At 57.1% G+C, this 18,990-nt stretch carries 14 protein-coding genes; 9 read left to right on the plus strand and 5 right to left on the minus strand.

All coding sequences use genetic code 11. The annotated features are described in order from the left end of the window. Positions 1-15: 15 nt before the first annotated feature. Positions 16-852 (plus strand): class I SAM-dependent methyltransferase, encoded by an 837-nt coding sequence (locus FP026_RS16450; protein WP_149635673.1) that lies wholly within the window; start codon positions 16-18, stop codon positions 850-852. Continuing rightward, a complete protein-coding gene (locus tag FP026_RS16455) occupies positions 815-2,800 on the plus strand; it encodes a hypothetical protein (RefSeq protein WP_149635674.1) in 1,986 nt (661 codons plus the stop codon). Before FP026_RS16450 ends, FP026_RS16455 begins: the two co-directional genes overlap by 38 nt. A gap of 236 nt (positions 2,801-3,036) precedes the next feature. Here the strand turns inward: FP026_RS16455 and FP026_RS16460 are convergent, their stop codons facing one another. Both FP026_RS16460 and FP026_RS16465 read right to left on the minus strand, forming a co-directional pair. After that, positions 3,037-4,197: a DUF4214 domain-containing protein gene (locus FP026_RS16460; protein ID WP_149635675.1), complete on the minus strand. Its 1,161-nt coding sequence runs from the start codon at positions 4,195-4,197 to the stop codon at positions 3,037-3,039. Positions 4,198-4,279: 82 nt separating this feature from the next. Continuing rightward, entirely contained in the window at positions 4,280-5,491 is a 1,212-nt protein-coding gene (locus tag FP026_RS16465; RefSeq protein ID WP_149635676.1) for a capsule biosynthesis protein, read from the minus strand. A 164-nt stretch (positions 5,492-5,655) separates the two neighbouring features. Between FP026_RS16465 and FP026_RS16470 the strand changes: the two genes are divergently transcribed. Next, complete coding sequence (locus FP026_RS16470; RefSeq protein WP_149635677.1) at positions 5,656-6,465, plus strand: ABC transporter permease; 810 nt, start codon at positions 5,656-5,658, stop codon at positions 6,463-6,465. 121 nt (positions 6,466-6,586) lie between these two features. Here the strand turns inward: FP026_RS16470 and FP026_RS16475 are convergent, their stop codons facing one another. From FP026_RS16475 to FP026_RS16485, 3 genes are all read right to left on the minus strand, one after another. Continuing rightward, positions 6,587-7,639: an FkbM family methyltransferase gene (locus FP026_RS16475; protein ID WP_149635678.1), complete on the minus strand. Its 1,053-nt coding sequence runs from the start codon at positions 7,637-7,639 to the stop codon at positions 6,587-6,589. Between the two features lie 85 nt (positions 7,640-7,724). Then, positions 7,725-9,086, minus strand: coding sequence for a glycosyltransferase family 4 protein (locus FP026_RS16480; protein WP_149635679.1), 1,362 nt, complete (start codon positions 9,084-9,086; stop codon positions 7,725-7,727). Further along, a complete protein-coding gene (locus FP026_RS16485) occupies positions 9,086-11,209 on the minus strand; it encodes a capsular polysaccharide biosynthesis protein (RefSeq protein WP_149635680.1) in 2,124 nt (707 codons plus the stop codon). The genes FP026_RS16480 and FP026_RS16485 overlap by 1 nt, the downstream gene beginning before the upstream one ends. A gap of 583 nt (positions 11,210-11,792) precedes the next feature. On the opposite strand from FP026_RS16485, the gene FP026_RS16490 reads away from it, so the two are divergent. The 6 genes from FP026_RS16490 (at position 11,793) to FP026_RS16515 (ending at position 18,983) form a co-directional block, all read left to right on the plus strand. Then, positions 11,793-12,998: a capsule biosynthesis protein gene (locus FP026_RS16490; protein WP_149635681.1), complete on the plus strand. Its 1,206-nt coding sequence runs from the start codon at positions 11,793-11,795 to the stop codon at positions 12,996-12,998. 86 nt (positions 12,999-13,084) lie between these two features. Next, a complete protein-coding gene (locus FP026_RS16495) occupies positions 13,085-13,729 on the plus strand; it encodes an ABC transporter ATP-binding protein (RefSeq protein ID WP_281408591.1) in 645 nt (214 codons plus the stop codon). Between the two features lie 859 nt (positions 13,730-14,588). Next, positions 14,589-15,398 carry a helix-turn-helix transcriptional regulator gene (locus FP026_RS16500; RefSeq protein WP_246665364.1) on the plus strand — a complete coding sequence of 270 codons (810 nt, stop codon included), beginning with the start codon at positions 14,589-14,591 and terminating at the stop codon, positions 15,396-15,398. A 57-nt stretch (positions 15,399-15,455) separates the two neighbouring features. Then, the gene (locus tag FP026_RS16505) at positions 15,456-16,628 is read left to right on the plus strand and encodes a polysaccharide biosynthesis/export family protein (protein WP_149635683.1); all 1,173 of its coding nucleotides are present in this window, start codon (positions 15,456-15,458) and stop codon (positions 16,626-16,628) included. 126 nt (positions 16,629-16,754) lie between these two features. Next, the gene (locus FP026_RS16510) at positions 16,755-17,618 is read left to right on the plus strand and encodes an FkbM family methyltransferase (RefSeq protein WP_149635684.1); all 864 of its coding nucleotides are present in this window, start codon (positions 16,755-16,757) and stop codon (positions 17,616-17,618) included. 39 nt (positions 17,619-17,657) lie between these two features. Beyond that, positions 17,658-18,983: a glycosyltransferase family 4 protein gene (locus FP026_RS16515; protein WP_246665365.1), complete on the plus strand. Its 1,326-nt coding sequence runs from the start codon at positions 17,658-17,660 to the stop codon at positions 18,981-18,983. The last annotated feature ends 7 nt before the right edge of the window (positions 18,984-18,990 follow it).

The following is an 18,990-nucleotide window of genomic DNA, read 5'->3' on the forward strand; positions in this document are numbered from 1 at the left end:
GTATGGAGAGTTTTTATGGGTGGAGACACAGAAACGTTCTATCAATTCCAGCTTCCGTCTTCTGTGGTTTGTCGACATGAGCACTTCCATGAAGGTTGGTTCGAAAGATGGGCGAAGGCGATTGACCCCAACTGGAGTTATGAGCTGAAGCATCACAGAAAGCTCTGGGAATGGTGTGCAATAATACAGGCTCTCCAAGAGAGGAAGAAGCTCACTGAGGGCTCCAAGGGTCTCGGCTTCGCTGTCGGAACTGAACCTTTATCCTCGCTTTTTGCCAGCCAAGGAGCAACCATCGAGGCAACCGATCTTTTTGTTGGAGAGGAGGCCGATCACTGGACCGGAACCAATCAGCATGCGAGCGGTCTCGACGCTCTTTATAAAGATTATTTGCTAAGCAAAGAACTATTCCAACGCAGAGTATCTTTCCACCCGGCAGATATGCGGGATCTGTCGGGGTTCACTCCGGATAGTTACGACTTTATTTGGAGCTCTTGCTCGTTTGAGCATCTAGGGAATTTGGCGCTTGGAATTAACTTCGTAGAAGAGTCGTCAAAATTGCTTCGAAAAGGCGGCGTTGCCGTTCATACAACGGAGTTCAATTGCTTGTCTGACGAGATCACGATCGATAATGCAGTCGACGTGATTTATCGAGGTCAAGATCTGCGGCGTCTGAAGAAGACGCTGGAGGAAAATGGATTCGATGTTGCACCATTGGACTTAAGGCTAGGCGACGACGAAGAAGATCGCTTGTTCGATTATCCGCCGTACGGGATGCATAATCGCGATCACATCAAACTCTATATGCAAGGGTTTGTTGCCACATCCGTTCTTCTTATTATCACAAAACTATAAACCCTACGGAATAGCGGCGGCGTCATCTCTATTGGTCAATGGAGACTATAAAATGCGAAACCGCGTCTATAGATATATCTTACCCGTAATTACATTTCTGCTGATTGCCACTGCAGCGCACGCCGACAATGTGCAGACAGCAACGAATACCGCCGCTCTGTCGGCGATGAGTGTGTCGGGTGGGCCTCCCGCTGTCATGCGTCTCGGCTATGCAGCGGCAGGTGATGCTCCGCCCCTTGTTTACATAGCATCATCTTCACCCTGCTCGATGAATTCCGGTTCCGGCGATGGTGGTGCGCAAGTACCGAGTGCCGATGGGAAATGCTGGGTCGCTACATTTCCGGCAGAAGGCGCAGATATTCGAGAATGGGGGGCGAAAGCCGACGGAACTACCCTTGCTACATCCGCATTCAACGCCGCGTTTGCTGCCGGAAATATCTGTGTCCTCGTACCGCCCTCCACAAACGGATTTTATGTGGATGCTCTGACGATCCCCCAGGGCAGATGCTTACGGGGCTCCGCTACCGCGCCCGGAAATTATAACGCGGGATATGCCGGCACGTCATGGATAAAATGCGTAGCTATTGCTAACTCGACTTGCGTCCTATCGGCTGCTTCCGATGGCTCTCATAGCCCCGGAATAATCGAGCGGATCACGATCGTCGGTTCGCCATCAGTGCCGAATTCCGGTGCGGTCGGTTATCAGATGACGGACGGCTACAACATAACCATCAGAGATCTTAGTGTCTTTAACTTCGATACCTGCACGAAATGGGGTCCGACCATTGCTGGCATTGCGGCGCATGTCTACAACCTAAACCAAGGCCGATGCCGGACGCATTATTCGGTCGTTGACGGTTTTCCCGAGGTCTATTTTTATGGCGGCCGCTGGGGAATGAATAATGCTGGGGATTTTGCGAACTCTGATGATTTTGTTCTGTTCACGCGGACAACGGCTGTTGGTGCCGGTGGCGGTCCAAATACGGTCATTCTCGACGGCATTCAGTTCAATCCGGGCGTGGGTGGCGTCGGCTGCGCCTTCAAATGGGGCGGATATACGGGCTCCGGCGGCGCGCAACAAGTTTTCAAGATCACGAACTCGCATGTCGAATATCACACCTACACGGGATCGAACGCAAAGGGCTTTTTCTGCTCCGACAACACGGTTCCCACCATTCGTGCGCTTTGGATTGACAATGTCGATGGTGATAACGGCTTGACCGGAGGGCTCTTCAATTTCAACTCAGCGACCGCATTGCAAGAATTCCATATAAAGGACACCACATGGAACTGCAGCGGGACAAGCATCGATTTCTCTGCATCGACCAGTTATGGTGAGGCAAATTTCTTCACGCATAACACTTGGTGCGGAACGGTCGCGTGGGCCGGAGGATCGAGCACATCGCTTTTCCTCAATCAAAACACGGACATCGGCAAACTCACGCTGAGTGGGCCGTGGGGCAATCTAGTCAACTCCGACAACATGGTAGGTGGACTAGCAGACACTGCGACGGGGAACATCTCTGCATCCGGTTTTGGGCAAATTGCCTGGACTCCCGTCGTGAAGTTTGGTGGAAGCGGCGGCAGTAGCACAGGCTGGACCTATACATCGAGCGGATTTGCGGCGAGGTTGCCAAACGGCGGCTTCAAGTTGCATGGCGAGATCACCTTCTCAGCAAAAGCAGGAGGCTCGGCGACGGGGAGCTTCAATGTGTCCGGCTCCCCATACCTGTGCAGCACCTCCGGCGCAGGAGATCCAGGTGGCGGCACGCCGATGGTCCTGCTCAACATGTCTGGGCTGGTGAGCAGTGTACAGGCGCAGATGCTCTCGGACTCGACCGTCGTCTTGACCCAGTATGCAAGCGTTGGTCAAGTTGTCCTAACTGATGCCAATTTCACTGCGAGTTCCCAAATTCAGTTCGACGTTGAGTGCAATAAAGCTCAGTAGCCAGTGTGAATGTTGTAGGTCTCTAGCATTACGATTGTATTTTGATTTTAGGTGAGCTTGTCTGGCGGTGACTTGGTGTCCTTATCGCAAAAGCGGTCGTGATGATGCATGAAGATCAATTCGCTGTGCCAGGTCGCTGATCGTCTGCTTGCCTGCCGAATGATCAAGCGTCATCGCAGTCCTTACGAAAACGCCGACACGAGGCAGGCGTTCGAAACGCTGTACCAGGACTTGGATCAGAAGAACGCCGGATTGCGCCATACCTGGTCACCATCCGCGGCAAGCATCGGATCCCCGTGCGGATCGTCCCTGGTCTTTGCCGCAACGATGCCTTCGCAAACCCAGCCATGCTTGGGAAACAAGCTGATGAGGCGCCGATCCAAGTCAGCGGAATGCGTGCCAATGAATACGCGCTTCACCTGCTTCGTCACCACATCGATATGGTGTTCAAAGAGGTCGCCTTCGGCACCTTGAATATCGCAATGGATGAGATCAATGGTCCCTTTGCCATTCAGGATCGTTGCGAGACTATAACATGTGACCTCTTCAATTTCTGCGACAAGGCCGCCATGGTGCCTCACGAATGTCCCGAACGCATCCCCATCGTTGCCCTCGCCGGAAAAAGCAGCGGCGGCGCCATAGACGTGCCCGGCCTGCGCTGCCCGAGGGAACCTGGCTACCCCGTCCTCAACGCCAATGACCCCATGGATAACGTCGGCATCGCTATCCGGGATGGAGTTTTCGCGAAAAGAATGGTGAATGTAATCGATATGACCGCGATCCCCTTCGATCGGGGTCACGTGAGCGCTTAAGCCTTTCTGTTTGGCGGCCGCATAGCCGATTGCCGACCAGGGTGCCCATCCGGCGCCGAGCTCGATCATGCTGAAGCGCTCCCGAGCGTCGAGAACTGAACGCAATACCGCGATCCATTCCAAGGCGGCTCCATGAAAATTACCGGGAAACGGAAATGATTCAACCAGTCCCGAATGACTTGCAAGACCGACATGGTTCACGTTGGAAACGCAACCGAGAAAGTTGGTCACAAAGCCTGCTCGGCCCGGACCCTCATACTTTCTGAATTGCCGAAATACATCCATTGCCTCTCTTCTGGAGGAACCATATGTGTGAATATATCCATGTATGGTCTTAAATTCATCAGAAGTGCTGATTTGCCGTATAAGTTCTTCATATGAAATTGAGTTCTTCTTCAGCAACTCAAGATAAGAACTCATACCGTTCTTGTCAGGATCTCTTCCTAGAAGGCCTCTATATGCCGCGATGATGATGTCCTTTGCATTGCTTGTTTTCGATTGCTCTTCGATCACAATGTGCTCCATTTCTGTTTTTATGTGATAGTAAACTTCAATAAATGCATGGTTTGCAAAGCGATGCGACACGCCCAGCTGCGATTAGACAACCCTCTCAGAGGCACTAATATCGAGGCCTACATCTTCATGTTCGATCATAGCTCCGGCAAGGTCAGCCGCTTTCATGATCTCTGATGGCGGTGACCATGAGCCAGGCCAGCAGATAGCAAAGGCTCAAGGACAGGAAAACGACCGTAACGTTCTTGAGCGCATAAGGCATCTCTGCCTCGTCGGGCATTTGCGGTGGAACGACGACCTCGAGATACAGCTGCTGGCGGCGCGCATCAGCCCTGGCTGCTTCGAGTGCATCGAGTGAGGCAACGAGCGCCTTGTTGGCAAACTCCCGCAGCAGGACGAGACTTTCGTAATCGGCAATTCTGGGCGCGACGGATTTATCCGATCCGACCATTTTGGCTCGTTCACTTTCGATTTGTTGCTCCAGTGCAGCAGCCTGACTCGTCAAAAACGGGATGGAGTTACTGTCCGGCGCAGTCTTGCGTGTTTCTGCGAGGCGTGCTCGCGTGTTGGCGAGAGCCGACGTCAGATTGCTGATGAGATCGATCATCGACATGGAACTGGCATTCGGGTCGATCATCAGCTCCTTGTTTCTGAAGTTCGTTATGTTTCTCTGTGCGTCAATGACCCGCTGCTGCGCCTGTTGCACCTCGCCATCGGCAAAGCGAACGGCATCGCCGCGGGCGCGGTTGTTGAGGCGGTCGAGAAGATCGCCGCCAAGTGCCAGCAATGAGGTGTTCATGTCCGCGGCATCCTGCGCATGAAAGGCTGTCGTCCGCAGGACGGTGATACCCGTGGTGTCGTTGTGAATGACGGACACCCGGTTCGAATAGTAATTAAAAAGCTGTTCCTCGCTATTGTTTTCCCATAAGCGAGGAAAGCGCGTCAGCCAGTCCGCTTGCGGGCTGCCGAAAATAGCACGTACGGGAAGCCGTTCGGCAAGTTCCTTCAGCGCCTGACGGGAACGGATATATTCCTGCACGGAAAAAGTATCGTCCTGCGAGCGCGTTATGCCGCTATTCTGCAGCAGCGAACCGAAGACGTTCGATGACGGCGGAGCCGCCATGCGAACGACGAAAGACGCTTCGGATACGTAGATCGGCGCGGCGATGAAGGCATAGTAGGCGCTCACGACGAGGGTGGGACCGACGACCGCGAGCAGATAGACCCCTAGGCGTTTCGAACGCCTGGGGCGCTTTCCCGTCTTCGCCGGCCCGACGATCGATCGCGTAATCATCTGGCGGAGAGGCAGCCGAGCTTGCCTTGCGTCGACCTTCTTGCTTTGCGTTTCGGAATTTATCAGAGCCATGGTTGCGTTCCCGTTGATGACTGCCTGCCGTTGCATGTCGGCATCCGTGCGCCGGGGGCGGTATTTGTCCAGGCCCGACGCAATGAAGATTGAGCAAGCGGCCTTCGCCGGTATCGTTGTTCCACCACCCGGTGAAGACGGGATGGCGAACAGGAGGCTTCCGCATGCATCACGTATCGACGAACACTCGCGGCCGTTCGCAGTTCATAACCGGATTGAAGATCCAGGCGCGGGTGCTCGGCGCGCTCATCATGCGTGAAATGCTGATACGCTACGGGCGGGAAAACATCGGCTTCCTGTGGCTTGCGCTGGAGCCGATGATCCTGACCACGGGTGTCATGATCATGTGGACGCTGCTCAATCACGAGGCGCACGGATTGACGGTCGCGGCTTTCGTTTTGAGCGGCTACATGCCGCTGACACTCTGGCGCCACATAACCGGTCACGCCGTCTCTTGCCTGCGCCAAAATCTGCCCTTGATGTACCATCGCCAGATCCGTCTGGCCGATGCGCTGATCGCACGCGCGCTTCTGGAGACTGCCGGTACGACTGCCGCTCTCATCCTCGTCTACACGGTTGCGCGTTTGGTAGGCATCATCCCGCCCTTTCAGAACCTCGGTCTGTTGCTGGCGGGCTGGCTGTTCATGGCCTGGCTCTCTTTCGCGGTGGCGCTCATCTTTGCCGCCGGTTCGGAACGGTTCGAGTTTGTTGAGAAGCTGGTGCCGCCATTTCAATATCTCACCTTGCCGATTTGTGGCATGTTTTTCATGGTGGCTTGGCTGCCGAGCGGTCCTCAGAGGCTGGCGCTCTATGTCCCCCTCGTTCATTGCTTCGAGCTTTTTCGCGCCGGTGTCTTCGGCGATTCGGTGCAAACTTTCTATGATATCGGCTACATCACGAAATGCTGCCTGTTCACCACGGCCGTCGGGCTTTTCCTGGTGAATATCGCGCGCAATCATATCAAGTTCGAATGACGCGGATGCCGCACGGTCCGTCGTTGCGCTACTATTGACCCGCTGATTCAATAAGGCCTCCATATAAAGTCCCGATAGCGGGCATTTCAGGTCGAAGCCGCAAAGCCGATTGCAGCTGTGATCAGAGCGCGACCTCCTGCTGTCGCCGCTTTTTGGTCTTAACTGAGGCCAGCATCAATCCGAGGCGCTGAAGGCGTTCGCCAACGCTTTCTGCGCGATCTTCATGGACTGCCAGAATGTTCGCCACCGTGCCGATCTGAAAATTCAGATCGAGCTCGTCTGACGTCTCGATCCGCGTCAGCTGATTTTGCGAACTGGTCCAGATTCCGTAACCGAGCTCGGCAAGCTGATGGTGAATCGCGCCTGGCGTCGTTTTCGAGACAACGGCGAGCATCTCACGATTGATCTCCATCAACAGAGAGGGCCTGTGCACCGAGATGGTCCTTCGCGCGCCCTTTAGGAACAGGCTTTCCGCACCCTGGATATCGACCTTCATGACATCTGGCCTCAGACTTCCGATGACTTGGTCCAGCGTCTCGACCTTCGTCATGCGGCCGGCTTTGGTGTCGGCTGCATTCGTGATCAGGCGCGTTGCGCCGGCATTGATCGTCTCCTCGGCGTTGTTGAGCGGCAATTCTCCCGGGATGTCGGCAAGGGCAAGCTGGCTGACGCTGATGCGATCTTCAAAGCCGTTTTCCAGGATCGACCGGTTGAACAGATCCCAAAGCTTGGGCTGCGGCTCGAAGGCAAGGACCGTTCCCCTGAATGGGGAGTGGGCAGCGATGGACAGCGAGTAATATCCGACATTGCCGCCGACATCGATGAATTGTCCCGTGTCAGGCACAATGGCTTTGACAAGCTCGACGTCGAATTTCTCGTATTCGCCACTCATGATGCCGAAGGAGATATGGTATTGGCGCAAATCAAGATACAATTTGAAATTGTATTTCGTTTCAAACAGAACGAAAATCGACTTTGGCACGAAATTGTTGAACAGCAATTCGCTGTGGCGCTGGTGGAACTCGTAAGAACTGAGAAAACGTCGGCGATGCTCACTCAACGGAATGTCCGTCACCTGTAACAGGTTCTGCGCTATGGCATTACGCTCGTCGTCGTTTATCGCGCGGCCCAGAATGAATTTGTAGCAGTTCTCGATGTCGTAAAAACTTGTCACGTCGCTGCTCCCCGTCTTTCTGACGATTTGAATCTATTCTGCTGCTGCTTGTCGCCGGCATTGCCGTGCGTCATTCCCGCTCCGGTCACCGCAGGACTGGCGAGGGCAATAACGTCTCCAGGCGTCGCGGCGCTCGTTGGGCCGCATAACGTCGAGCGGAAAGATCGGCCGCCATCAGCGCCTCCAAGTCATCGAAATGCGTGTCCCAGCCACCTGGTTGGCTCGGTCTGGTTCGGTGCCTCGGCGAGGCGGCGATCATATCGAGCGCGGCTTTCCAGCTCAGTCCGTCAAGCGGATCGAGGAAAATTGCCGGGTGACCGGCTGCAGCCTCGCGATGCGCGCTGATATTGGAGGCGACGACCGGCGTGCCGAGCGCAATGGCTTCGGCGATCGGCATGCCGTAACCCTCGGTGAACGAGGGGGCGAGGAGGGCGGCGGCGCCGGCAACCAACCGCGCCAAAGCGGCATCCTCCAGCCCTGGTACTTCGATGACGAGCCCGGGCAAGGCAGGACACCGCTCGAGCATTGCCAGGATGTGGCTGTTTTCCCATCCCCTCTTGCCGACGATCACCAGACGCGGTGCCATCGGGCCGTCGCGTTCGGCCAGATATTGCCATAGATGCAGCAGCAGGATGTGGTTCTTGCGCGGTTCGATGGTGCCGATCGTCACGAAATAGGGGATTTGCGGGCGAGCCATGTCCTTGGGAGGAGATAAGAAGCATTGCTCGACGCCCGGGGGCAACACGGCGATGGAGGGTAGCTCGCTGTTGCATTCCTGGGCGAAGGTGCGCAGTGACCGTGCCGTCACCTGGGAATTGCACAGGACGAGTGAGGCGTGCTTCAGCACCGTCGCCATCCTTCGACGGTGACGTTCCGGTTCTTCCGGCCGGACGAACTCGGGATGCGAGAGCGGAATGAGATCATGGACGTAAAAAACGCCGTTCCGCCCCGTTTCCTCGAGCCAGGAAAAAGCCGATGTCCGTTCCAGCCGACTATGGGATACGTGGACGAAGGATGCGTTGCCGGGCAGCGTCCGCCCATGTGCAAAGCGATTGGCGACGACATGCGCGATCTTGCGCAGTTTTCGGATGTAAGTTTCACCCACCTTCGCTTCCGACGCCTGCCATCGGATCTTGCCGTCGATGGCGGCGAAAATGCGATCAAGGAGGGCGGCCTGGGAGCTTGATACTTCGCTCACCGCCCAGCGGCTGGCAAGCGTGGAGACCAGTTTGTCCGCCCGCTCGGTCGCAACGGAGACGGCGCCGTGGCGGGCCGTTTCGACAAACCATGACGATTGCGGAGACCCGGCGATATTCGTCAAGGCGGCGTGCTTGCGTCGCTCGTTCAGCCAATGCGCATAATGAAGCTCGTAGCGATCTATGCCTGTAGGCGTCGGGCAATGCGCCCGCTCCATAAGCCGCGAAATATCCATAATGATCGGCTTCATCACGATTTTCTCGCCTCAAGCATGTGGATGACTTGCGCAAGCCAGCGCCGTCTCGATGGGTTGGGAGCCGCCCCCAGGCGCGCGCGATAAAGCTCGGCGACCACATCTTCCGCTTCGCAAGGGAGATCGGCGATATTCGACCAGTATCGCGGGTAGAGGATCAGCGCGCCGGCAACGAGGGCATCAAGGTTCAACAGCCGCTTGCGCCGGAGCGATATGACGGTGTCATGGGTGAGACCCCAGCCCGCATAGAAGGGCAGGCCATGACACCATACCGGCTTTTCGCGCAGCAATGCCTCGAAGCCGATCAACGATGTCGCGACGTGAACTTCGTCGACCGCCTGCAGGAGATCGTCGAGATCGACATTGCCAATGATAAGATCGGCAGCATTCATCGATGGGGATGAAGGCGGGTGACGGCCTTCAGCCTTGGCCAGGAGATCCGGATGCTGCTTGTAGATGATGAACGCTTTCGGCCTTGCGCGCCGAACGGCCTTTAGCAGCTCCATGTCGGATGCATGGCTTGCCATGCCGAAGCGCAGGGAGGCGTCGTTCGGAACCTGCCCGGCCACCAGAACGATCGCCCGGCCCTTGGCCTTGCCGCGATAGTCCGGCGCGGCCTGCGGCGGCAAGTTGTATTTGGTGATGCCCATCGAGACGATCGCCTGCCGAAGCCGCTTTGCCCGCCCGAGGAGCGCCTCATCGAAATTCGTTCCGTTCAGAATCGTTTCGAGCTGGCTCGGGGCTGAGGCATTGAAATAGATGCCTTGCCTGTCGAAGCAGAGCGAGGATGGAGGAACGAGCGAGCTGCCGAGGCCGGAGGAGCGGATGAAGCCGTCCTCAACCCGAATGATCGGCAATCTTTTGCCACCTTTCCAAAGAAGGCTTTCCTCCGGCGGATCGGCATTTCCCCACAGGACGATCGTATCGGCATTCTGGATCTGCATGGTCGTCGGATCGGTGGCGAACCGCACCTCGGATCTGGGGCTGCTCAGGTAACGGCGCATCACCGAACGTTTGTGGAGCGAGAAGTTGATGCAAAGATAGCGCCCCGAAAGGGAGCGAGCGTGGTGGCGCCATTCGAGCAGCCGTTCGACGGCCTGCTCGGCCGTGATCGGATGGCGCGAGACCGGATCGACATAACGGGAATATTGAAGGAATGCCGCGTCGGCAAATTCGTCGATGTTGACGCTCCGTGTCCGCCGGGCGCGCGCTGCAATTGCTGCAGCGCCTTCGGCGCGATCGTCGGTCAGTCCCCAGCCGGCATAGGAAGGCATGCCGAAGGTCACGACGGGTATTTCGCGCAACAATGCCTCGAGGCCTAGATGGCTCGACACTGTCCAGACCTCATCGACCAGATCCAGTATCGAATGCAGGGAGACGGCCTTGTCGACGAACTGCACTCCGCCTGTGTGTATATAGGGTTGGAGGAAACCTTTGGCGCGGCCCGCGACGACATCGGGGTGGCACTTGATGATGATATCAGCGCTTTTGTCGGCACGCGCTGCGGCCCACATCCTTGCGAAGGCCCCGGCATCGGCGCCGGCGCTTTCTATGGATCGATCTCCAACGGCCTGGTCAATGAGCAGGAGGCGCCTGCGGTGGTTTCGACGAAGGAGAACTGCACCCTCCGGCAGATGATTGTCTTGGCAAAGCCGCTCGCGGACGATCCGCTGTCGCAGATCGTTCGCGCGACGAATGTCCTTATGGCACGGCCCGCCCTGGAGCAGAGTTTCCAGCCGTGACGGCTGGTGGGCGGAGAAATGAATTCCGAGATCGTCGGTGACGATGGAAACCGGCGGCGCCATGCTGGTGCCGGGGGATTGCAGGAAGCCGTCGGCGACGGTCCAGAATGGCAGACGGTGAATGCGCGCATAAAGGCGCGCCATCCGGGCAAGCGGCCCATCCCCCCCACCCACGACACCATCCGCGGCTGCACCCGCCATCAGCTCGATCGGCCTGAGAGAGGCCGAAATCGCCGGGCCGATCAGGGGAAAGCGCCGTCGGGTCGTCAGGAAGGCGAGCAGTTGTGCGTTCGCCGCAGGCAGCCAGGACGGCCGCTCTCCTGTGTCTGCCGTCGAGGCCCGCATATCCTGGGAGAAAATCGTCGAATCCAAATGCATAGATCCCCCAATGCAGGCTAGAAGCGTTCATGGCCGCTTGAGCGAAGCGACCTGCAATGCCGGATTACGACCGATTGCCTAAGCGGGATCGGTTCGGGGGGTATGGGGAGCAGCGACTGCAGGATGGTAAGTCCATATCTCATGGCTGCGCTTTGCAGCCGCGAACGCTCGCGACTATTCGGCCCCGCACGATTGCTGACACGGCTCGAGATGCCTCCAAGCTTTCCCATTCCGAATTCCTTGAACCAGCAATGAGGGAGAAATGGCGAATTGAATGGCAGTTATCACCGCCGCAATTTCGCCCCGCCATACGGATCGCGTCGCCAAAGTATTAATTGCGACATAAGGCAACTTATTCTTGATACCACATGTAAAATATCAGGGGATCCGGGAATTATATTTGACTTTCAAAGGATATATGGGAATCTCTTGCGAAACTAAATGCCGCAACGAACGTCATGCGCCTTGGCGAGGCGACGGTCGGGGGCGTCGGAAATCTGAAGTCTGCCGCGATGCGCGCGAAGCTTCGGCAAGATGACTATTGAATGGTTCAGGCCATTCTCCGAGAGATTGATGGTCCCAGATGAGCCGTATCGAGAATAACAAGGATTTCGTCGATTTCGTCACATTGGTAACGGCGCGCTCGTCCGGCATCGTCACGGGCCGGCCCGTCTCCCGGCCGCTTTCAATTGCGAGATGGGTCAGATCCCAGCTGCTGTTGTTGCTGATCGTCGTTATTCCCGGCCTGCTCGGCGGCATCTATTATGCCTTCATATCTGCCGATCAGTATGTTTCTGAGACGCAGTTCGTCGTTCGCAGCCCGAACAGGAATGCGGCGGGCTTGCTCAGCGGCTTCCTCCAGAGTACCGGCTTCGTTCGTGCGCAGGACGACAGCTATATCGTCACCGAGTTCATCAAGTCCCGCGCGGCCGTTGACGCGCTCGTCGAAAAGGATGGCCTGAAGGAGATTTTCTCGCGGCCCGAGGCGGACGTTCTCAACCGCTATCCTCTGCCCTGGCGCGAGGCCAACAGCGAGGAGCTGTTTCAGCATTATCTCCAGTTCATCAATGTTCACACTGATAGCGGCAGCGGCGTGACGACGCTGAATGTCAGGGCATTTCAGGCCGATGATGCCTATCGTCTGGCGCATGCCCTGGTTCAGCACGCCGAAGAGCTTATCAATCGCCTGAATGATCGCGCCCGGCGGGATGCAATCCGTTATGCGCAGGTCGAGGTGAATGACAGCCAGGTGAGGCTGTCCGACATGCAGAAGAGACTAACGGATTTCCGCAATCGCGAAGCGCTTGTCGATCCGGGCAAGCAGTCGTCCGCGGCCCTCAACATGATCGCCCGGCTCTCGGACGATTTGGCTGACAGCAAGACGCGTCTTGCCGCGCTCGACGAGCAAGCCCCTCGGAGCCCGCAAAATGAAGCGCTAAGAGCGCGGGTAGCGGCGATGGAGCGGCAAATCAGCGACGAACGGGCACGCATCGTCGGCAGCGACGGTTCGATGGCTCCGCGTATCGCCCAATACGAACAGCTGCTGCTGGAGCGGGAAATGGCCGCGAAAATGTTGACCTCGGCTACTGCTTCTCTGGAGAACGCAAAAATCGACGCGCAACGGCAGCAACTCTATCTCGAACGGATAGCCGATCCGAACTTGCCGGATCATGCGCTCTATCCGAAGCGCCTTCAGTCATTCCTTCTGCTGCTTGCGATTTGCTTCGCCATTTTCTGGATTGTGCGCTTCTTCGTCATCCAGGTCTATGAGCATGCGGCCCAGCAATGACTAATCTTCCTTCCAGTCTCGCGCGAATCACACCGTCGGAAGTCGCGGTCCCGAGGACCGAGGCACCCTGGCACGAAGATGGCATTGTGGGCGTATTCGATCTCGTCAAGGAGTATGAAGTGAACGGGCGCATGCGCCGCGTGCTTGATGGCGTGACCTTCAAGATCGGCCGTGGCGAGAAGATCGCCGTTCTCGGTCATAACGGCGCAGGAAAATCGACGCTCGTCCGAATGATCGCCGGGATAGAGGAGCCGACATCAGGCAAGGTCGTGCGCAACATGTCGATGTCATGGCCGATCGCTCTGAGCGGCGGCTTCGGCGGCTCGATGACCGGCTTTGACTGCATGCGCTTCCTCTCACGGATCTACGACAAGCCATTCGACGAAATTCGCGATTTGGTGGAGGATTTCAGCGAGCTTGGTCGCTACTTACGCATGCCCATCAGGACATACTCGTCCGGCATGCGGGCGCGATTGGCTTTCGGTATGTCGCTTGCCATCGATTTCGACTGTTATCTCATCGACGAGGTGCTTGCTGTCGGCGACAAACGTTTCCAGCTGCGCTCCTTTGAAGAACTTTTCGTCAAACGCAAGGATCGTTCGATGATCATCGTGGGACATAACCTCAATGTGATCGGTGATTTGTGCAAGTCGGCACTGGTCCTGAAAAATGGCCGAGGCCGCGTTTTCGATGACATAGAAACAGCGTTTCGAATCTACTCCACATTATAGATTGTCTGCTTTTGGTTGTATTTTTTCGAGCGTCGGCGACAAACGCCGGCCGCCGATTTTGCAAAATGAGACAGTATCGGAAGCCTGTCAGTCGAGCATTGTCTCATCTTTGCGCCGATTATCGAAACAATGCCGCGACATCTCGGATCCTGTCGGTTCGCCCGGTCAAAGCACGCGATACATTAGAGTAATCGAAATTAAATCGCTTTTTAATTGCTTTCGAAATCGCGGCGATTCTCGCCACATATTTCACCGACATACGGCATGTGCCCCCATCACAACCATCGCGCGGTGATTGCAGCGCATAAATTAGTAACTACTTCTGCAGCCAGCGCCAGTATATGGCAGGGATAATGGCTATACCGGTAGGGGCATTTTTGTCCGATGGCGTCGTGCCCGAGGGCTGGCTGTGAGCAAGCGCATGGAGGTGTAGGAATCTGTATAACCCCGTCATTATCTGTACTGTCGTGCTAAAATTCGTCGTGCTAATTTAATTCTTGATAATGCAACTTAAAATGAATGATCCTACGATTTGGGACGGTCAAAGGGGCAAGACCATGAAGTCCTCATAACGAACGCTAGAAAAAATCTGGCTCGATAAATCATGTGGTGGCGGTTGCGAATATGCAATCTGAGATTTTGAGTAGGATAGCGGATGGCGATGTTGGAAAGAGTTGCCGAACAATGCGTTGGCACTTTTGAAGTGTATTCTCGTGATGCAATTGTTCGCAATCTCGATGTACTTGAACCAAACTGGAAATGGGGCGTTCCGTCGGAATCCAGTGGGGATTATTCCTTTAAATTCAGCAAGCAGCCCGTTCAGTCGACGTCCATCATAAGTGCGGAGCACTCTGCAGGCTTGGAGGCTATTGCGAAGCAGGACGTGCCGCGTGTCAGCATCGTATTCGTTCTGGCAGGCGAGTTGGAAATCAATCACAAGCGGATGCATAAATCACTGCGCATCCCTGCCAATAATGTCGCCAGCATCAGCGACCGCGCCGGCAAGCGGCTGGAGATAAAGCCGCGGAGCTCCTGGCTGCTGTTTCAAATTCCGGAATCGGTTATCCGGCAGCACTTCGAGGAATTGACGGGCAAGCCCTATGTGCAGGAATTCGCCCTGGCGCCGGTGAGCTTCCGCCAAGGCGGCGCGCAGGGGCTCTACCAGACCCTTCGTCAGGCCGAAAAGGATCTCATGACCGCTCGCCCGGTTGAAAGGGTGATGCTCGCAAAGGCCTACAGCGAGCTTCTTCTGGTCAAGCTGTTTGCGAAGCTTCCGCACAATCTTTCCGATGCCTTCCATCGTGGAACATTGGAAAGTGCGCCGCGCCAGCTTCTGAGGGCGGAGGCCTTCATGCGCGACAATCTGCACAATGCGATCATGCTGGAAGATCTCGCCCATGCCGCAAGCTGCAGCCCGCGCGCGCTGCAACGCATGTTCAAGACCTATCGCGGCGACACGCCGATGGGAATCCTGTGCAACTACCGGCTGGCCGCGGCCCACGGCGCCATCAAGGGAGGCCAGGCCGAGAGCATCACCGATCTTGCCATGAGCCTGCAATTTTCCAATCCCGGCCGGTTCTCCGTTCTCTACAAGCATGCCTATGGCTCCAGCCCGTCGTCGATCCTTCGGTTTACCCGGGAGCGTAGTGACGATGTCGGAACGGCTTAGTGTGTTCCGAGCAATGATGCCTCATCAAAACTGCCTCCATGCCGTTCAGGATTGTCGATGCCGTTGAAGTTCGGATTATTGTGTGTTCTCGCCTGCGTTCTTACGGGCTGTGCATTACCGGAGGCCGGACCCAAGGCCTCCCGCATATTGGAGGAGGCGGCGGCGCGTACCGTGCCACCATTTGCGCTGGTCGACGTGATATCGACGGCAATGGTCAGGAGTGCCGCACGGCCGGACGCCAGTCTGGCGGCTTATTTCGGCGAAGGCGCGCGTGATCCAGGCCTGAAGATCGCCGTTGGTGACGTGGTCTCGGTCAGCCTTTGGGAGGCCCCGCCTGGAAGTTTGTTCGGGATGGCAGCCAGTGCCTCGGGGCAGCAGCAGGCGACGGGCAGTTCCGTTACGATCCCGCCGCAAACCATCAATAGCGATGGCACGATCAGCATTCCCTATGTGGGACGCATCAACGCGGCCGGCCGGACGCCTGCCTCCGTTGAGCGAGCCGTGATCTCCGGCCTTACCGGTAAAGCGGTGCAGCCGCAAGCGCTGGTGACGGTGCAGCAAAGCGCCTCGAACACGGTCACAGTTACAGGCGAGGTTGCCGGTGGCGCACGTGTCGCGCTGTCGCCGGCCGGCGATCGCGTACTCGATGCGATTGCCGCGGCAGGAGGGTTGCGCGCCAGCGTCAACGACAGCGTCGTCTATCTGACGCGGGGACGCCGGACGATGCACCTGCCTTTTACCGCGATTGTCCAGAACCCGCGCGAGAACATAAGATTGCGGCCCGAGGACGTGGTCACCGTCGTGCGCGAGCCGACAACCTACACGATCCTTGGCGCATCGGCGCAGAATGGCGAGGTGCCCTTCAGCGTACAGCATCTGACGATGGCAAATGCGGTGGCACGCGCGGGAGGACTTCAGGATTCCCGCGCAGATGCTTCGGGCGTCTTCCTCTTCCGTTACGAGCCGCTCGACATTGCCCGCCGCATGGTCGCACCGAACAATCCGTTGCTAAGGCGCGGTGGACCGATTCCGATCGTCTATCGGTTCAACCTGAAAAACGGCTCGACGCTGCTCGCCATGCAGAGCTTCGAGGTTCAGCCGCGCGACATCATCTACATTTCCAATGCCTCCTCGATCGATATTCAGAAATTCATGGGTCTCTTCCAGGGCGTCACGGGAACTGCACTGTCCGCCGCATCGGTCGGCATATCCGCATCGACGGCAAACTGAGGATATCGCTCGAAAGCCGTGACAGCAGCGAGAGAGCTGCGGGAATCGAGGACGTTTCATGATGTTGCCCGGTCTGCGAATTGCATTGCGAGCATGCCGGATCAAGGCCGGATCGAGAGGGATAAGATGAGTTCTTCGCCGCTGCTGCACCTTCACGAGTTGATGGCTTTCGATCGGCATCAGGCCGAGGCTGCCATTTTGCAGCGGGTAAGCAGCTCCTATCTCGGGAACCATACGGCCCTGGTCCGCGTGCTCGGCCGCTACAAGCTCTATATCGATACCCGCGACAGGGGTTTCGGGTCCCATGTCCTCCTGGACGGTTTCTGGGAAATCTGGCTGACCTTGTTCTGTGCGCGCAACGTCAGGCGCGGCATGACCGCGATCGATGTCGGCGCAAACTTCGGCTATTACTCGCTTCTGCTGGCTGAGCTCGTCGGAGCCAAGGGCGAACTGATCGCCGTGGAACCCAACCCGCATGCTGCGGATTTCCTGCGCCGCAGCGTCGAGCTCAACGGACTGCTCGGACGAACGCGGATCGAGAGGCTGGCGCTCGGCAGCGTGGCATCGGGCGAGGCATCTCTCTATGTTCCCCATAGCGAGCCGAAGAACGCCCTGATCGTCGCAGAGACTTTCCTGCCACACCCCCAGGATGGCTCCCTCATCAAGGTTCCGGTGACAACGCTCGACCGGTTGAGCGCGTCCTGCACGCGCGTCGACTTCATAAAGATCGATGCCGAGGGGGCCGAAGAAGTCATCATCGAGGGAATGGGCGAGACCATTGCCCGCCACAAGCCGATGCTTGTCGTCGAATTCAATCCCGCACGCTACACCGATGCACGCGGTTTCCTTGAGCGGCTTGCCGGCATCTACGGATCGCTTCGGCGTCTCGACTTCAGTGGTGAAGCTGTCCCCATCACCTGCGCGGACCTGCTCGAGAAATACGGGGCCGACGACTCGCTCCTCGTCCTTTCCCGCGACAAGCCGGCCTGAGGACGGGGAGGGATGCAAGATGCCGAAGGAGAGACGGGAGTGAGCCAGACGATCCTTTACGATGGCCTCAATCTTTCGCTGAAGAAGGGCACCGGCGTGGCGACCTACACGAGGAGCCTGATGTCGACGGCGCGTGCGTTGGGCTACCAGACCGGAGTCGTCCACGGAATGCCCGGAAACGTTCCGAAGGATCCCATACTGCGGGAAGTGCTGCTGTTTGACGATTCCAGCGCCCGTGTGCCAGGCGCGCTTTCCGCGACAAAGCGATGGCTGCGCCGCCGCATTGCCGCGCCATTCGGCATCAAGCCGGTTCCGATTCCGCTGAGCGGAACAGTCATTCTGAAGTCGCTTCAAGCGCAGCTCGGCGATTCCGGCATGCTTTACGCCTCCAACGACCTGTTCCAGCTCGCGAGATACCATTTCAAGCGCTACGGCAGCAATCTTACCATGAAATTCGAGGCCCAGCCGGATCTCCTGCATTGCACCTATCCCATGCCGATTGCGGCGAAGAAGGCGCTGAACATCTATACGATCCACGATTTGGTTCCGTTGCGGCTGCCTTATCTGACCGAGGACGACAAGCGCTATCACTACAAGATGCTTCGGTCCCTCGTGCGGCGGGCCGATCATATCGTGACCGTGTCCGAGACTTCCCGCGCCGATATCATCAAGGTTCTCGGCGCCGACGAGGCGAGGGTCAGCAATACCTATCAGGCGGTTCACGTGCCGGAACAGCTTCGCGCCAAGCCGGCCGATGTGATTGCCAACGAGCTTGCCGGCATCTTCCATCTCGACTGGAAGGGATATTTCCTTTTCTTCGGTGCCTTCGAGCCGAAAAAGAACATTTCGCGGCTGGTCGAAGCCTATCTTGCGACAAAGACGAACAAGCCGCTCATCATCGTCGGCGCTCCGGGATGGAAGGGCGCGGAAACACAGCAACTCATCGATGATGATCGGTTCCGCTTCTATCTCCGTGCCGACGACCGCATCCTGCCGCAACGGCAGATCCAGCGTTTCGACTTCGTTTCCTATCCCTTGCTGATAAGCCTGATCAGAGGCGCGCGCGCCGTGCTGTTTCCTTCGCTTTACGAAGGCTTTGGCCTGCCGGTGCTCGAATCCATGCAGCTCGGAACGCCGGTCCTGAGCTCCACGGAAGGGTCGATCCCGGAAATTGCCGGAAATGCTGCGTTGCTGGTCGATCCGTACAATACCGAGGAGATGCGCAAGGCGATCGTCAGCCTGGATCAGGACGACGCGCTATGCGCCTCGTTTGCCAAGGCCGGCCCGAGGCAGGCGGCACGCTTCTCGCCGGGTCGGTATCAGCAGAAAGTGAGCGCGCTCTATGACACGCTTTTCAATGGATAATCACGGG

The sequence above is a fragment of the Martinezella tropici genome (genome assembly GCF_008370325.1).
Taxonomy (GTDB): Bacteria; Pseudomonadota; Alphaproteobacteria; order Rhizobiales; family Rhizobiaceae; genus Rhizobium; species Rhizobium tropici_B.

Excerpts from the sequence above, each read along its gene's own strand:
- FP026_RS16485 (WP_149635680.1), bottom strand. The coding sequence starts at position 11,209 with ATGCATTTGGATTCGACGATTTTCTCCCAGGATATGCGGGCCTCGACG.
- FP026_RS16490 (WP_149635681.1), top strand. The coding sequence starts at position 11,793 with ATGAGCCGTATCGAGAATAACAAGGATTTCGTCGATTTCGTCACATTG.
- FP026_RS16505 (WP_149635683.1), top strand. The coding sequence starts at position 15,456 with ATGCCGTTGAAGTTCGGATTATTGTGTGTTCTCGCCTGCGTTCTTACG.
- FP026_RS16450 (WP_149635673.1), top strand. The coding sequence starts at position 16 with ATGGGTGGAGACACAGAAACGTTCTATCAATTCCAGCTTCCGTCTTCT.
- FP026_RS16470 (WP_149635677.1), top strand. The coding sequence starts at position 5,656 with ATGCATCACGTATCGACGAACACTCGCGGCCGTTCGCAGTTCATAACC.
- FP026_RS16480 (WP_149635679.1), bottom strand. The coding sequence starts at position 9,086 with ATGAAGCCGATCATTATGGATATTTCGCGGCTTATGGAGCGGGCGCAT.
- FP026_RS16465 (WP_149635676.1), bottom strand. The coding sequence starts at position 5,491 with ATGGCTCTGATAAATTCCGAAACGCAAAGCAAGAAGGTCGACGCAAGG.
- FP026_RS16510 (WP_149635684.1), top strand. The coding sequence starts at position 16,755 with ATGAGTTCTTCGCCGCTGCTGCACCTTCACGAGTTGATGGCTTTCGAT.